Raw genomic sequence first — 15,315 nt, forward strand, 5'->3', positions numbered from 1 at the left:
TGAAAAAATCCGTTCCAAAAGAACTTAGAGTTTGCCCTCCGGCTGCAACACTTCCAAACATTCTTTCTGAATGGACTTCAGAGTTTCATTGTTTGGAAATTCTTCTAATCCTAAATTGGCAACTTGCAAACCTTTTTGGTAAAATCCTGTATTCTTATACTCGAAACCCATCTTTAAATAAGTTTTCGCAGCAGTTTCAAAATAGAATTCATCTTTCTTTTGGTTCCCTTTGGTATAAGTTTTTGTAAGGGTAGCAAGTGCTGGATAATATTCCCTTTCTGCCACTAGGGACTGCACCACTAGTTTTTTACGTTCCATCAGATTTGTGTTTTTATCCAAACGCTCTGATTGGTTTAAGAATTGAATGGCTTTTGAGTATTCGTTTTTTCCCACATAGGCCTTCCCCATAGTGAGATTCCACTCAGAGAGTTGGACTGGATTCGATTTTGCTTGGTTTACTTGGTTGAGAGTGGCAATGGTCTCATCATATTTTCCAAGATCGAGTAATAGTTTTCCTTTTCGGATGATTAATTTGTCTCGGGATTCGTCAGATAGGGAGAGGGATTTGAGATCAGCATCGATAGATTCGATTTGGGCCAAATGAGACCCGGTATTTACTTTGGAAACTCCTAGTTTTTGGTTTCCTTGATTTGATGCACAATTTTCAAATGCCACTACCAACGCCAAAATGAGGGTTAGTGGGAGAATCGATTTCATTAGCCTACCTTTAGTTTGTCTAATTCCTCTAAGAAATTCTTAGTTTCCGTGTCTCTATCCTTCGTTTCCATAGGGAAAAAAAGAACAGCGTCCTGAGACAGCTCATTTAAAAACCGAGAGGGGGCACTCTCGATTTGCTCCCCAAATTTGCGTCTTGTACGAGCCGAAGTCAAGTACAATTTTCGTCTTGGGCGAGTCATACCCACGTAGAGAAGCCGTCTTTCTTCATCGACTACTTCCCCTTCTTCTTCTATAACACGTGAGTTCGGTAAAATTCCCTCTTCCAGTCCCACTAAAAAAACTAAATCGTATTCCAACCCTTTGGACTGGTGCATGGTCAAAAGTTGCACACGACGATCTTCTTCGTCCTCTTTGGGTTCATCTTCCATGAGGAGGACAAGCCTCTGTAAAAAGTCAAAAATCGTAGCCTTGCCCTCACGGCCCTCTTCGTCTTCAAAAAAGGACAACATGTTCACAAGTTCACTTAGGTTGTAGATCCGGGCTTTGACCACTTTCTCTTCGGTTTCTTCTAGAGAGATTTCCCTCTCAAAACCGATTTGGGTGATCATTTCCCTAAGCACTGGGGCCAATTTCGGTGACATGGCAAATTTCTTTTTAAAAGCGTCCACCATTTCTACGAATTGGTAGATTTCTTGTCTGACCTTAGCTTTTATTTCGGGTAAATAGTCAGGACTCTCAATCATTTTATGAAAGATCTCGTAGAGTGAAAGTTTGTGAGTGAAGGCTTCCTCTTGGAGTTTTTGCATGGTGCCTGGACCAATCCCCCGTTTTGGGTAATTGATGATGCGAAGAAGTGAATAATCATCCTTAGGATTGGCTACATACCGCAAATAAGAAATACAATCTCTAATTTCTTTCCGATCAAAGAAATTATATCCACCCACGACTTTATAAGGGATACTGCGGTTTCGGAGTTCCTCTTCAAAAGGCCGGGATTGGAAATTGGTGCGAAAAAGGATGGCAATTTCTTTTCCCTTAAATTCATTTTTGATGAGTAAGGATTGGATCCTTCCTGCGACAAAAATTGCCTCTTCCCTTTCATCAGCAGTTTCATAATATTCCACTCGTTCTGCAGAAGGGATCCGGCTATAGAGGGTTTTTTCTTTACGGCCTTTGTTGTTTTGGATGAGAGAGTTTGCGGCTTGGATGATGAGTGATGTAGAACGGTAGTTTTCGAGAAGTCTCACCACTTTGGCGTGAGGGAATTCTCTTTCGAAGTTAAGGATGAGTTGGACATTGGAGCCACGGAAAGCATAAATACTTTGGTCATCATCCCCTACCACACAAAGGTTGTCACTTTTCCCACGAAATAATGATAAAAACTCATATTGGAGTTGGTTTGTGTCTTGGAATTCATCCACAAGAAAGTATTCGTGTTTTCTTTGGTAATAAGCAGCAATTTCAGGAAATTCAGCTAACAGACGTTTGGGAAGAAGAATCAGATCATCAAAATCGATGGCATTTTTTTCTTTAAGGCCTTCTTCATACATAGAAAAAACTTCTGCGGCAACAAGATCAAACTCACCTGTAAGCCCATTGTCCTTTGGATGCACTTGGGTATTTTTAGCATAGGAAATGCGGCGAAGGATTTCTTTTGGAGGAACTTTTTTCGGATCCAGACGTTTGGACTTTAAAAGATCCGAAACAAAGGCTTCTTGGTCGGTTCCATTGAATAATAAAAAAGTTTCGTTATAACCAAGTTTGGTAATATGTTCTTTTAAAATCTTTAAACCTAACGAATGAAAGGTGGAAAGGGTGATCCCTTTGAGTTTTTCCCGGGGAACCATTTTCCTAAGGCGTTCTGCCATCTCTTTAGCACTTTTATTGGTAAATGATAGAGCTACAATTTTGCCGGCAGGGATTTTTACCCCTTCCACCATATGGGCGATTCGGTTGGTGATGACCCTGGTTTTTCCCGAACCGGCACCGGCAAAGACCAGAAGTGGACCTTGGATGGTAGAAACTGCTTCCATTTGTGCCGCATTTAATTTCATAGGGTGACCAGTAAGGGACATAATCCAAGGAAATCCGATCCGGTCGAGTGAAAAACGGCTGTTCTTTATTACTTAGGAGCGGTTTCCTTCCAAGATTTGTTTTGCCCGTGGAAGTTGAGAAAACCGGCAAAAATGGGGTCCTCCTCGACTGGTAAAACAGAACGGAACCGAATCCAATCGAGAGTTGTATACAGAGCAATTTCAGAAAGTCCTACTTTGCCATCGGTAAAGAAAAAATTACCATTTAACTCCTGTTTAATGTAATTCAAAATGGAACTGATTCTAAGGGCATTTTTTGTGAGATACGGTGCAGCATCCGGTTTGATTCCTTCTTTATTTAAATAAAAAATCAAAATGGCATTATCTAAGGCTTGGTCAATGGCTGTCTGTAAATTAGCTTCCCGGTAGTGGTGAGGACCCGATTTTGGTCTAAAATTGCCTGACCCTTTGGTTTCAAAAAGATAATCGATGATGGTATGGCTATCCCAAATTTTTACATCGTCGATTTCCACATAGGGAACTTTCCAGAGAGGGTTTTTATCCCGAAGTTCTTTTTGACCGGCTTCCGTCATCGTGTCGACTAAGGTAAAGGGAATACCCATTTCCGAACAGATGAATCGAATCCTTCTTACAAAAGGTGAAGTGATGCTACCATATAATTTCATAAGTAGATAGTTTTATCTATGCTTCCATCCTTCAAGAGTAAGTTTTTTATAATTCCAAAAAAGAAGGAAATTCTCTATATAGTCTTTAGAAACAAAAATTCCTGTGACCCTTGGTATAAAAGTGAAAGAAAGAAAAAACTGGAAAGACCTCTACCCCACACCTGTCTATACTCTCGCAAGTTTTGAAATCCAACTCCCCCGCTCAACGGAAGAAAAAACCTACTATGTATTAAAATCGAAAAACTGGGTCAACGTAGTGCCTGTCACCAAAACAGGAGAAATTTTACTCATCAAACAATATAGGTACGGGATTGGCGAAGACAGCTTGGAACTTCCAGGAGGGATTGTGGACGAGGATGAACCCGCATCCGAACTGATTTCTGCCATAAGAGAATTAAGAGAAGAAACAGGTTATGCCACAGATCCGGCAAAATACAAATTACTCGCTAAGTTTTCTGGTAATCCAGCTATGTTCACTAATTGGTCCTATTCATATGTTGCCTACGATGTAGAACCAATCCATGAAGTAGAATTTGATGAAGGGGAAGATATTGAAATTGTTATAAAAAAACCAGAGGAAGTAAAACGCCTGTTAATTGAAGGAACCATCCATCATCCACAAATGGCTGCCGCTCTAGGAATTTATTTTTTGCAAAACCAGTGATAACCTAACGATTGTAGAGTTTTTTGCTAAAGGACCTTCGGAGAATCACATTCATTCTTTAGCGAATTCTAAAAAAATGAAAAAAACTTTCCTTAGAAAAATCCCCAAGATTTTCGAAATCGCTGGAAATTTTAACATAAGTTTGAGAGAGTATGTATATGAGAAAGTCCATTCTACATTCAACCTTAGTACTTATCATAACATTCTGTTCGTTTTCCCTCTTTGCAGAAAGTGGGGAGACCTTAGAGCCTATCACGATTACAGTCCAAAAGGGTGAAACACTCTCTTTGATCTCAGAAAGACATCTTTCTGATCCTAAACGCTGGCCTGAACTTTTAAAACACAATAAAATTCCCAATCCAAACTTAATCAAACCTGGTCTTTCTCTAGTGGTTCCGGTGTTTCTACGTAAGGCTGTTGTTGGTGTCACTGAATTTGTAATGGGACAAGTGGAATGGAATGGAACTGGTGGAAAAGGACCTTGGGTTCCATTGAAACTGGGACAAGAACTCCATCCCAATGACCAAATCAAAACTGCAGGCAAAGGAAAAACTGATGTCCATATTAATAATGTGGGTATGGTTAGGATTTTGCACGATAGCCACTTTGAAGTGAAGGGTGAAGAAAAAAAAGGTGGCCCGGTCACCGTAGCACTTTTTAAAGGAAGTTTGGATGCAAAAGTCAATAAATCCAATCCACCTACCACCGAACATAAGTTCAATATAGTTAGCCCCTCTTCCACTGCGGGTGTTAGGGGAACCGAGTTTCGTGTAGAGTTAGATGATAAACTAAGTTCCACCATTTCCTGTTTTGAGGGAGTGGTTGATGTTGCGGCACAAGGAAAAACTGTCGAGTTGAAACAAGGGATGGCGACATTTGTGGAAAAAGGAAAGTCTCCTGTACAACCTTATAAAATTCCAGAAGCACCTCGCCTAAAAGAAGAATAGTAGGAATATGAATCGAAATTTAATACTCATCCTTGGAATCGTTTTTCTAACATTTGGATCTCTTGTTTCCAAACCAACGAGAGAACTTCGTATTGTCATTGATGCAGAGGCAGATGCAAATTTTGAACTAGAACTTTGGCAAGAAAAACCAAATGAATCAGGGGATTCTATTGCTCCAAAACCTCCTGAAACCATCCAGTTTAGAGGAAACAGAATCACCGTCACACCTAAAGATGACTTTGAATACTTTCGTGTTCGGAGGTTAGGCGAATATGGTGCCAAAGGATTTTGGACTCAAGTTTATTCTACAAATGTTGATCCAGGATCTCCGCTTTCAGTTCCGAAAGAATTCGTAGCCAAAAAGACTTTTGTCCCCAAAGAGCAACCGAAAAAAGTTGTGTCAGTGGTTAGCACAGATAGTTTTATCATCGTAAAAGAAAAGGAAGAGTCTGTCAGGTATTTGATCAAGAACCAGTTAACACTGAATCCTTCAGATGATGCTTCAGGTGTTGCGGAAGTGCGATACAAGCTCAGAAATGGACATTGGAATTCTGCAAAAACCCTCACATCGATTCCTGTGAATGAAGAAGGTAGTTACCAATTATTATATTTTTCTCTAGACCAAGCGGGCAATAAAGAACCAATGCAAGTATTGGATTTTATTAAAGATATTACCCCACCGGAAACTAAATTGGAATGGGTAGGCCCAAGTTCTGTAGGTAAAGGTAGAGCACAATATATTTCACAAGAAACCAAAATCAAGTTAAGTGCAAAAGACCGCTTGAGTGGAACAAAAGATATACTCGTTGCTTACACTTGTCAGTCGGGTACACAAACAGAGTTTAAACCTTACACTGCAGAAATATCAGTAACCGATTTAAAGTCAGTTTGTAAGGGTTCTTTTCAACTTTTTTATTATGCTGTCGACCAAGTGGGAAATGAAGAAGCAGTCAAAACTTTAAATTTTCAATTGGGGAGTGAATCGAAATAAAAGATTCATTGATTGTGAATTGCCCCAAAATTAAGACATAGAAACATTGGCCAAAGAGATGAAGAAAAACCTTTCTTTGGCCATTTTCAAACACCGCGATTTTCGTTTTTTTATCGTTGCCAGGTTTTTTATGGTCCTTGCGATCAATATACAAGCCACGATCGTTGGCTGGCAAGTATATGAACTTACGGGAAGTGTTTTAGACTTAGGACTCGTTGGTCTTTTTGAGGCCGTTCCCTCCATTGTAGTTTCTCTGTATGCAGGACATTTAGCGGATCTTAGAGATCGACGCAATATCATTGTTATCTGTTTATTCTTTTTACTTCTCTGTTCATTAACTTTATATGCTTTTACAGGCCCACTTGGGTTTTTACTTGTGCAATACAAAGCCTATCCAATTTTTTTAGTAATTTTAGTTTCTGGAATTGCCAGAGGTTTTATTTCACCAGCTATCTTTAGTTTTGTGACCCAACTGGTTCCGAGAGAACATTACCCTCATTCGGCAGCTTGGATGGGAACTTCTTTCCAAGCAGGAGCAGTCATTGGCCCGGCACTCGGTGGGATTGTTTATGGTAGTTTTGGAATGCAAGCGGCTTATGCACTGGATTCATTTTGTATCGGACTCCCCTTTTTACTTTTTTTCTGGATAACAAAACGTAGTCTTCCCGAACGAAAAGAAAAAGAAGCTCTAAAAGATAGCCTGCTCAAAGGTCTTCGTTTTGTTTTAAAAAATGAAATCATGTTAGGTGCGATGGCACTAGATATGTTTGCGGTTCTTTTCGGTGGAGCGGTGGCTCTTCTACCAGTATATGCAAAAGACATTCTTTTTGTTGGCTCAGAAGGACTCGGATATTTGCGAGCAGCCCCATCACTTGGTGCACTTCTTATGGCATACTATCTCACATACAAACCTCCTCTAGAAAAATCGGGAAGGGTTTTGTTACTTTGTGTTTTTGGATTTGGGATTTGTATGTTGATATTTGGACTTTCTGAATCCTTTGTATTATCTCTATTTGCTTTATTTTTATCAGGAGTATTTGATAGTGTTTCCGTTGTGGTTCGTTCCACCATTATGCAAACTATGACTCCAGAAGAAATGAGAGGAAGAGTAAGCGCTATCAATAAGGTATTTATTGGTTCCTCCAATGAAATTGGAGCCTTTGAATCAGGACTTTCCGCAAAAATCCTAGGGCCAGTGGGTTCCGTTGTTTTTGGCGCTACCATGACCCTACTCATAGTATTTTTTACCTTTCGGTTCTCTCCTAAGTTAAAAGAGTTAGAACTGAAAAATTGGGTCTAAAAATGCTTGGAAAATCTCTTTTCTCGGGAATACTGGACAAGCCATGTCAGACCTGATCCATGATTCAAAAATTCCTGCAGATAAAAAACACACTCTCATCCTTCTCATACAAACGATGTTAAACGATGTGAATAAACAAATCACTCATTTAGGTATCAATAATTATATGAAACTCCAAGATGAAATAGCTAAGATTCTTGTCCCAGTGATTGAAGACAAAATGGAATGACCACCTAACCACTGGTACAAATCGGCACAATTTTCCCTAAAGTTTCTAGTCGATTTTTTAAAAAGACCATCCATTCGGGAGGACTTGTTTTCCCTTTTACCTGACAAAACGAAATCTTTCGGTTTTCTGTCTGAATCCATATCCATAAATTTTTTCCCTTCCAAAAGTCAGTTTTCCCGATTAATGTCGAATTTGAATCTAAAACAAAATTCTCTTTGGAATGAGATCCGTCCCAAATTGAAAATGAAAGAATCTTTTCTCCACTAGAAAGACTCACCTTAGTTCCCAAAAAATAATTTTGGAAATAGAGGTGGAGGTTTTCCCCTTCACTCTCTTCCCAGATGGGATCTTCGCCAATAAAAGTAGATTCAAAACGATTTCCCCATTTTGGTCGTGTCACACCGACAAGTCCCAAAGATTGTTTATACGCATTTGACAAAGCATTCGAATTCGTATCAAAAATACCTTCGCTATTAAAAAGAATGTTAGTTTGAAATAGAGAATTTTGATACTGCCGAAGAGAGTACATACGCAAACTATTTTCATTCTCTCCATCCGCGTCATTAGAACTTCCCAAAGATTTAGAAATTGGTTGTGCTTCCCATAAAACCCTTTTCCATTCCCCGAGGAATTCTTCTGCTATGGAAGGATGGTCCATTTTAACAAAGATCTCTTTATTTTTATCTCTTGCTGAAACTGAATAGTTATAAGAACCAGTATAAACGATCCGGTCGTCAACGATCATTGTTTTGTGGTGTAATAGTCCCCCTAAATAACGATCATTTTTATAAATAAAATCAACATTCCCATCTTCATAAATTTGTGAAGGAGGTTCTAAGTTTTGGCTAAGAAAAACACCTTCCGGATTGGAGCTCTTGATAGGTGCATTATAAATTCCTTCCACTCGCACTCCCCGTTTACTTGCTTCTATTAACTTTAAACTGAGGACAGGATCATAATGAGAATAGATCAAATATTTAATCGAATGTTTTGCCGATACCACGGCATCGATTAACTCTTGTTGGATTTCCAAACCCGCTTCCGGGGAAACCCAGTAAAATAAGGAACCAATCCGAAAAAAACCTCTTGGATTGGTTCCAAGAAGTGTGGAATGAATGAATTCAACTTCTTCTTTCGAAATATTCTGCGCCCAAAAAACATTATGATCCGTATACAAACCGTGAGTGGTAAAATTTCCAGTTCCAGTAAATAAACGAGCTCCGTCAAAAATCCAAATCTTTGTATGATGTATCCCTGATCCAGACCATCTTTTGATTTCAAGTCCGAAAGACTGGAGTTCTGAATATTCTTCCTCTTTATCACCATACAGTTGAATGTCCAAACCCATCCTTTTTTTTAAATATAGTTCCGAAAGAATTTCATAATCATCGATCGAATACAAATAGGCATGGATTGACACTTTAGCTTTCCGAATCTCAGAGATCAGAGCCTCTTTTACAATTCGTTTTTTATCTTCCGCTACATGCCGACCAGGGTAGGAAAAGTATAAATCTGAAATAGGAGAAGTCGGAAGAAGTAACCAGGAAAGATCTATTTTTTGTTTTGGTTTATGACAAAAAAGAAACAACAATGCGAATAACAAAAATCGAATCCGTTTGTGTTTCTTCATAGTTCCAATCTTCCAAACACATACCCAAAATTTGATTTAATGCCAATGGATTCAGGTAAAATAACCTGAGAGAATCCGATTCCCAGTTCAAAAGATGAATCTTCCTTTAAAGATAGTTCCAATAACCCTTCCGCAATAGAAAACACTTCAAAATCTCTTTTTTGAAAACTAATCCTTCCGTCGGAAGAACCGCCAACCTTGTAAGGTAAAAAATAATTACCTACAAACTTACCAACAAACTTTTGATAGGTGAATTGCAAAACGAGTTCGGTCAAATATCCAAAACACTTACCATCAATTAAGGCAAAGTTTTTATCATACCCAGTATCCGTAACCGCAGCAGAAGGAAAAATCCTGAATATTTGGGATATGTAAGGGGTTTGTCCAGGATGGGATCCCAAGGATACATAACCTTCGCGGATGATTTGGTTTTTAGAATTTCTTTCTTCTCTGTCCGATAAAAAGTGAGAACTTCTGAATAAAAATCCACCAAACTGAAGTTCGGCCCCCCATTGGATGGCTTCTCCTGAAATCGGAATCGATCCTGGGGAATTTGTGATTTTGGAATTGGATCTGTCATTACCCTTGGCCCATAAAAAATCAAATTGAACATCCACAAAATAAAGATCCCAGCCGAAACCCACATTTCCATTGATGATTGAATCACCATCTGCACCAGAACTTTTCGTTTCTCTTGGACTATCTTTTACATGTCGTCCCCAACTTCCTAATTCTATATACTGAATTCCCAATCGTAAATTTAAATCATTTCCATACACAAATCCAAAGGAATGCCTCCGATGATGGCTTTGTTTTTCTTCCTTTGATTCTAACTCTTCCCAATGATCGGACTTTTCCTTTGGGGAATGGGCAAGTAGAGAATGGAACCTATCTTTCTGAAATAACAAAGAACCTGAATATTGGTCCCAGAGAAAAAACTGTAAGGTCAAATTTGATTGAGGTTGGAATTCTAAAAAAACTCCATCACCGCCATCAAAACTTGTTTGAAAACTCATGGGCCGAAACTTATGTTCCCGACGACCTACTCCGAAGAGAAATTTGGAGGTTTCATACCCAATATAATTGTTTTTACCTAAATAGAATGGCCTGAGTCCCGTTTCCTTTCCCGTAGTCAATTGGATGTCTAAATCCCAAACAACTTGTTCTCTTTTGTTTTTATCCTTAAGGCCGACAAACATTGATTTGCCGGATATCCTGTTTAAATAAGAAACATTTTGAAAATCTAAACCAACTTGGGATGTTTGAAAATCCCAACCAGGAGTCTGATTTTTTTTGTTACTTACAGTTTCTTTTAAAAATAATTCATAACCTAAAATTCCAACCTCAACTCCTACTCCGAACCTGGGAGAACTTCCCACTAACAAAGAAATCATGAAAATAAGATGAGCCGACGACCGATTCAAAATTCCTCACGGTAAATTTCAAAATCAGAAGTAGACATACTTTCAGATCCTGTTTTCAGCCAAAGAAACTCACCGGTAGCCACAGAGATGCGAAAGGGAGAAAAACTTTCTTTATGACCGAAAGAAGAAATTAACTTAGAACTTTGTCCTATTTTTTTTCTAATTTGGATGGATTCACCTGAAGCTATTCCATTGCCTATGGTTTGTGTGGTTTTAACTGTAAGAAGTAAGTCAGAATCCTTTTGGAAAATGGGGAAAAACCAATCCTTACCGTCCGGATCTACAATCCAAGCACAATGCCCCGGATGCAAAACGGTTGTGTTTAATACAAAAGTTTTTCCTCCGATTGTAGAGGGAATAAGGTTCGGAAACCGAGATTGATACGATACGAGATCATCTGTGCTCGTTTCGTCTTCGACTAGATAAAAACTTAAATCTTCGGAATTTGCAGAACGATTACATAGATAGATCCACTCGTTTTGTGAATCTTTAGGATTAGGAAAAATGGCTTCGATTTGAACTGGCCCCTTACGTTCTAAAAAACTATTGGGTTGGATCAAGGAAGGATCGGTAAAATAAGAATAAAGTTGTTCTTCTGGTGAAAATGGGAAAGGACCTTGTGAATTTACAGAATATGTATTTACACCTGTTGGCTGTAATAAAAGAGGAATTGTGCCATTTCCATTTCCTAATTTAACCTCTGTTGGATTACCAAGGGAACCATTGGTAAAATAATGAAACTCACCCTCCCCTTTTCTAATTTCCAAACTGCGAAGTTTCGAACTTCCAGGACTTCGAAAGTCAGATAAACAATGGTTCGATGAAATAGTCGATCTGGAAAAAAGAATGGGACTTGGCTCTGGATGTAAGGAACGTGTCCCACCGATTGTCCATTCCTTGATAGACAGGGGATCCCAAGAAAAGGTAACCGATTCACCTTTCTCCTTGCTTAGATAACGAAGGGAATGGAAATTCTCAGAAAAAAATCCATCGGGCAGTTGGTAAAAATCCTCACCATTACATGTGGAAGGAAGAGTTGCCAGAGTTTGGAACTGAATTCCCTTGGGTTTCCAAAATTGATAAGTATTACCATTTTCTCTTTGGAAAGAAACCACTCCTTCCTCAAAACCAGTAAATCCAAAATCTAAAAAAGGAGATTGGTTTGGGTTATATTCAAGTAAATCTGTATATAAATTATCCACCAAAGTATTGTTTACCGATCCAGGACTGATTTGAAATCCATAAGGTAAAAAATTCAGTGAGGCTTCTGACCTAACATGAGGAAACTGCGCACCAAGTGCATTGAGTTGAATGGAGAATCGGTTTTGAGATTGAAACCTAAGCAAATGATAAAGCGATATATTAGAAATAAAAGATACTTGTTCTTTCTCTTTTCGATTTTCCCAAAGGAAACTGGGAATTTGAAAAACCACTTTGGGGATAGAAAATGGTTTTTCTTTTTCTAATAGATTCCATCCAGACCAAAGTTTTCTTGTGATAAGAAAGACAGCACCTTTCTCTAAAATCCACTCATCCGCTGACAAGGGATAAACGGTATTTTCGAAAATCCATTGGAGGGAAGATCCATCACAAGTAGCTCCCATATTTTGAAATTCAAAAAAAGCAGGTAATGGAAGTTGGGAGTCATAATGATTGCCTGGGTAAAATTCAGTGATTTGGATTTGGTTTGCCAGGCAAGCAGGCGGACTACCTTCTTTGAGTTTTTTCTCCAATCGGTTGGGGAGTCCCGGATTCCCACAAAAAAGATCTTTAGAATTCCAAAACTTATATTGGTTACGACAAGAGGTGGGATTTGTTTGGTTGGAAAAAAATTCATTTCCCTGGCGGAAGATAAATTCGGAATCTTGGTATTCTGAATTTCCCCAACGAACAGACGTCTCTGTTCCTAAATCAGCAAGGAATTCTTTGGGAATGGGTATGCTAAAATAGCCAGTTTCATCAGAGAAAACTGTAGTCGCATGAGGTAAGATTAATTTGGTTCGTTTGGAAAAAAGATCGGAAAAAAAAGTTTTATGAACACCCTCTTTTTCCAGGTCCAAAGAATCGGAACTAGGACAGATCACAAACTCATTCGGGTTTTCCCATTCTAAAAATCTTTGGAAGGAAGACTCAGAGTGTCGAAAAAGTTCTGATACTTTCGGTTCTCCTGGAACACACTCTCGGAACCACTTGTCATTTTGTGTTTGGATTTGGTCTGAAATTTCATTTAAATCAGGACAAGGAAAATCAAAGGAAAGAACGGGTAGTTGGTTTCGAGTTCCATCGATACTTGGTTTAAAAAATACAACCTCACAAACGTCTTTTGTTCTTTGTAAAAATAATGGATGAGGTAGGGCAAACGTCTGATAGGTGGTAAGACCACTGGACCAAATTTGGGTTTCCCATTCTAAAAGATATCCTTCTTTGTCAGATTCCTTTTTCCATTTTCCATATTCTGTGAGTACAGCATCTCCCCCTTTTCCTTTCCAATTCCAAGAAGGATATTCGTTTTTATCTCCCGTCAGGAGTGAAAACCCTTGTTTCCACTTGTTTGCACCCTCTTCATCTGTTTTCCAACAAATCCTGAATTTTGCACCTAACTCTCGTAAATATAATGAAATAGGAAGGGAAAAAAGACAAATTACACCTGAATCAAACTGAGTATAACTTGTATTTTCAATTAAGTTTCCCTCCTCTTCAGCCATTCCATATTGAAATTCAAATTTTGGTGATTCACTGTATCCATCACCATACAGTAAAAAGGGAGATTTTTCTTTATTGTGACAGGAACCGAGAAAAACGAATAAAAAGACAAAACCCAGTTTTTGCATCTCCCACCTCGACGGATTTAGGTGGGGAAATAAAATTTATGGTTCTATTTTTTTTAAACTTCGTATGCCTGAATGAATTTTTTCCGCAAGGACAGGACCTATGCCTGGAACCTCTTTTAATTCTTCTATCGTTGCATCGGTTACCTTTTTTTTGGATTGGAAATAGGATAAAATACTTTTTCTTCTGCTAGCACCAATCTCAGGTAAATCATCTAAAATCGTTTTTAAGGCTTTTTTCTTTCTTTGAACACGTTGGAAGGTAACTCCAAAACGGTGGGCCTCATCTCGTAAATTACGAAGAAGGCGCATCATAGGAGAATGAATATCAAAACTATATGGATGTTTTTCCCCTGGAAAATAAATTTCCTCTCTTTTTTTAGCAAGGCCTACCATAGGTATGTGACCAAGGTCCAAGGCATTCGCTGCTTCGGCAGCACGAGACAATTGAGTTAAACCTCCGTCGATGACAATGAGATCGGGAAGAGGTTCCTCTTCATTCACCAAGTGACTAAGCCTTCTTGCAATGACTTCATGGATCATCCCAGGATCATTGATCCCTTCATATCCACGCATTTTATAATGCCTATAACCTGCCTTATACGGTTTTCCATCCACAAACATCACCCCACTTGCCACAGGGGAAGAACCTTGGAAATGAGAAATATCGTAACATTCGATTGTTCTTGGTAAAACTGGCAAATTTAGTTTTTCTTGCAGTTCTTTCATCGCTACCGTTTGGTCACGAAGTTTCGTTGCAAGAATTCTTTCGGTCAAACTAAGATCGGCATTTTTTTCTGCCAAACGAAGGAGTGATTTTTTAGGTCCCATTTCTGGAAATTTAAGTTTGATGGAAGTTCCAAATTTTTCAGTGATGGCTTCCAAAAACACATCATAGTTTCCTTTCGCAGAAGGTGGTAAAAAAACGGTATTGGGGAGTAGAGTGGCGTTTAAATAATAATCACGTAAAAAAGAAGCAAACACTTCATCGTCATCGGAAAAGGAAAGCCCTTTGAGAGGAAAAGTTTTTTTGCCTTCCAACCTTCCCCCTCGCACTTCAAGGATGATCATTTGACCTTCATCATCCCTTTTACTAATTCCAAGAATATCTTCGTCTCCACCATCCATACTAACAACAGTTTGTTTTTCTCGAATTTGGATAATTTTTTCAATGCGAGTTTTTAGAAATCCAGCACGTTCGTATTCCATTTTTTCGGATGCTTGGACCATCGCTGTTTTTAATCCAGAAACCAATCGTTCCTTTTTTCCCTCTAAAAAACTAAGAATCTCATCAACTAACTCAGAATAGGTTTCCTTGGGAACATTTCCTTGGCAGGGACCAAGACAACGTCCCATATGAAAGTTAAGACATGGACGTTGTGGTTTTGCCAGCGGGAGTTTTAATTTTGTTTTGCGAATTGGAAAGATTCTATGGATCAATTCTAAACTATCCCGAGCAGCTTTTACATCTGTAAATGGACCAAAATACCTGTCCCCATTGTCTTTGACCTTTCTTGTCAAAAATACCATAGGATAATCTTCACTTGTGGAAACACAAAGGAAGGGATATTTTTTATCATCCTTTAACCTAACGTTAAACTTGGGATTGTATTTTTTAATGAGGGTAGCTTCAAGGAGTAAGGCTTCCTTTTCTGTACTGGTGGCAATCCAATCCAAATCGAATAGTTCCACATAAAGGGCTCGCGTTTTTCGGTCTTTTTGGTTGGGATTTAGATAAGACCTGACTCGCGACTGGAGTTTTAATGCCTTTCCTACATAAATCACTTCCCCACTCATATTTTTCCAAAGATAACATCCGGGAAGACTTCCTAAGTTTTTAATCTTTTCCTGGATCGTTTTTAGAACTAGCGAGTCTTTCATATTGGTTTTCAGCGGGAATTTTAC

Annotated in this window: 12 protein-coding genes; 5 read left to right on the forward strand and 7 right to left on the reverse strand. The window is 38.7% G+C overall.

Annotated features, from left to right (window positions below; genetic code table 11):
- Positions 1-24: 24 nt before the first annotated feature.
- The 3 genes from EHR07_RS18495 to EHR07_RS18505 all read right to left on the reverse strand — a co-directional run bounded on the left by EHR07_RS18495 (position 25) and on the right by EHR07_RS18505 (position 3,397).
- Positions 25-717 carry an LIC12587 family lipoprotein gene (locus EHR07_RS18495; protein WP_135746515.1) on the reverse strand — a complete coding sequence of 231 codons (693 nt, stop codon included), beginning with the start codon at positions 715-717 and terminating at the stop codon, positions 25-27.
- Positions 717-2,732, reverse strand: coding sequence for an ATP-dependent helicase (locus tag EHR07_RS18500; protein WP_208739895.1), 2,016 nt, complete (start codon positions 2,730-2,732; stop codon positions 717-719). Before EHR07_RS18500 ends, EHR07_RS18495 begins: the two co-directional genes overlap by 1 nt.
- A 68-nt stretch (positions 2,733-2,800) precedes the next feature.
- On the reverse strand, positions 2,801-3,397 hold the full coding sequence (locus tag EHR07_RS18505; protein ID WP_135746517.1) for a glutathione S-transferase family protein: 597 nt from the start codon (positions 3,395-3,397) through the stop codon (positions 2,801-2,803).
- Between the two features lie 121 nt (positions 3,398-3,518).
- On the opposite strand from EHR07_RS18505, the gene EHR07_RS18510 reads away from it, so the two are divergent.
- The 5 genes from EHR07_RS18510 to EHR07_RS18530 all read left to right on the forward strand — a co-directional run bounded on the left by EHR07_RS18510 (position 3,519) and on the right by EHR07_RS18530 (position 7,528).
- Positions 3,519-4,061, forward strand: a complete 543-nt coding sequence (locus EHR07_RS18510) for an NUDIX hydrolase (RefSeq protein WP_135746518.1) — start codon at positions 3,519-3,521, stop codon at positions 4,059-4,061.
- Positions 4,062-4,219: 158 nt separating this feature from the next.
- On the forward strand, positions 4,220-5,008 hold the full coding sequence (locus EHR07_RS18515; RefSeq protein WP_135746519.1) for a FecR family protein: 789 nt from the start codon (positions 4,220-4,222) through the stop codon (positions 5,006-5,008).
- A 7-nt stretch (positions 5,009-5,015) separates the two neighbouring features.
- Positions 5,016-5,999, forward strand: coding sequence for an LBF_2017 N-terminal domain-containing protein (locus EHR07_RS18520; protein ID WP_135746520.1), 984 nt, complete (start codon positions 5,016-5,018; stop codon positions 5,997-5,999).
- A gap of 58 nt (positions 6,000-6,057) precedes the next feature.
- Positions 6,058-7,299: an MFS transporter gene (locus EHR07_RS18525; RefSeq protein ID WP_135746521.1), complete on the forward strand. Its 1,242-nt coding sequence runs from the start codon at positions 6,058-6,060 to the stop codon at positions 7,297-7,299.
- Between the two features lie 43 nt (positions 7,300-7,342).
- Positions 7,343-7,528: a hypothetical protein gene (locus EHR07_RS18530; RefSeq protein WP_004783670.1), complete on the forward strand. Its 186-nt coding sequence runs from the start codon at positions 7,343-7,345 to the stop codon at positions 7,526-7,528.
- A gap of 4 nt (positions 7,529-7,532) precedes the next feature.
- Here EHR07_RS18530 and EHR07_RS18535 read toward each other — a convergent pair whose 3' ends face one another.
- The 4 genes from EHR07_RS18535 to uvrC are packed head-to-tail and all read right to left on the reverse strand — an operon-like array spanning position 7,533 to position 15,291.
- Positions 7,533-9,158, reverse strand: coding sequence for a phospholipase D-like domain-containing protein (locus EHR07_RS18535; RefSeq protein WP_135746522.1), 1,626 nt, complete (start codon positions 9,156-9,158; stop codon positions 7,533-7,535).
- Positions 9,155-10,552: an LA_2168 family protein gene (locus tag EHR07_RS18540; protein ID WP_135746605.1), complete on the reverse strand. Its 1,398-nt coding sequence runs from the start codon at positions 10,550-10,552 to the stop codon at positions 9,155-9,157. Before EHR07_RS18540 ends, EHR07_RS18535 begins: the two co-directional genes overlap by 4 nt.
- 26 nt (positions 10,553-10,578) lie before the next feature.
- Positions 10,579-13,413 carry an LIC11755 family lipoprotein gene (locus tag EHR07_RS18545; RefSeq protein WP_135746523.1) on the reverse strand — a complete coding sequence of 945 codons (2,835 nt, stop codon included), beginning with the start codon at positions 13,411-13,413 and terminating at the stop codon, positions 10,579-10,581.
- 36 nt (positions 13,414-13,449) lie between these two features.
- Positions 13,450-15,291: an excinuclease ABC subunit UvrC gene (gene uvrC / locus EHR07_RS18550; protein WP_135746524.1), complete on the reverse strand. Its 1,842-nt coding sequence runs from the start codon at positions 15,289-15,291 to the stop codon at positions 13,450-13,452.
- Positions 15,292-15,315 lie beyond the last annotated feature (24 nt).

The organism is Leptospira bandrabouensis, from assembly GCF_004770905.1.
Classification (GTDB): Bacteria; Spirochaetota; Leptospiria; order Leptospirales; family Leptospiraceae; genus Leptospira_A; species Leptospira_A bandrabouensis.

Excerpts from the sequence above, each read along its gene's own strand:
- EHR07_RS18495 (WP_135746515.1), bottom strand. The coding sequence starts at position 717 with ATGAAATCGATTCTCCCACTAACCCTCATTTTGGCGTTGGTAGTGGCA.
- EHR07_RS18500 (WP_208739895.1), bottom strand. The coding sequence starts at position 2,732 with ATGAAATTAAATGCGGCACAAATGGAAGCAGTTTCTACCATCCAAGGT.
- EHR07_RS18505 (WP_135746517.1), bottom strand. The coding sequence starts at position 3,397 with ATGAAATTATATGGTAGCATCACTTCACCTTTTGTAAGAAGGATTCGA.
- EHR07_RS18515 (WP_135746519.1), top strand. The coding sequence starts at position 4,220 with ATGAGAAAGTCCATTCTACATTCAACCTTAGTACTTATCATAACATTC.
- EHR07_RS18520 (WP_135746520.1), top strand. The coding sequence starts at position 5,016 with ATGAATCGAAATTTAATACTCATCCTTGGAATCGTTTTTCTAACATTT.
- EHR07_RS18525 (WP_135746521.1), top strand. The coding sequence starts at position 6,058 with ATGAAGAAAAACCTTTCTTTGGCCATTTTCAAACACCGCGATTTTCGT.
- EHR07_RS18530 (WP_004783670.1), top strand. The coding sequence starts at position 7,343 with ATGTCAGACCTGATCCATGATTCAAAAATTCCTGCAGATAAAAAACAC.
- EHR07_RS18535 (WP_135746522.1), bottom strand. The coding sequence starts at position 9,158 with ATGAAGAAACACAAACGGATTCGATTTTTGTTATTCGCATTGTTGTTT.
- EHR07_RS18540 (WP_135746605.1), bottom strand. The coding sequence starts at position 10,552 with ATGATTTCTTTGTTAGTGGGAAGTTCTCCCAGGTTCGGAGTAGGAGTT.
- EHR07_RS18545 (WP_135746523.1), bottom strand. The coding sequence starts at position 13,413 with ATGCAAAAACTGGGTTTTGTCTTTTTATTCGTTTTTCTCGGTTCCTGT.
- uvrC (WP_135746524.1), bottom strand. The coding sequence starts at position 15,291 with ATGAAAGACTCGCTAGTTCTAAAAACGATCCAGGAAAAGATTAAAAAC.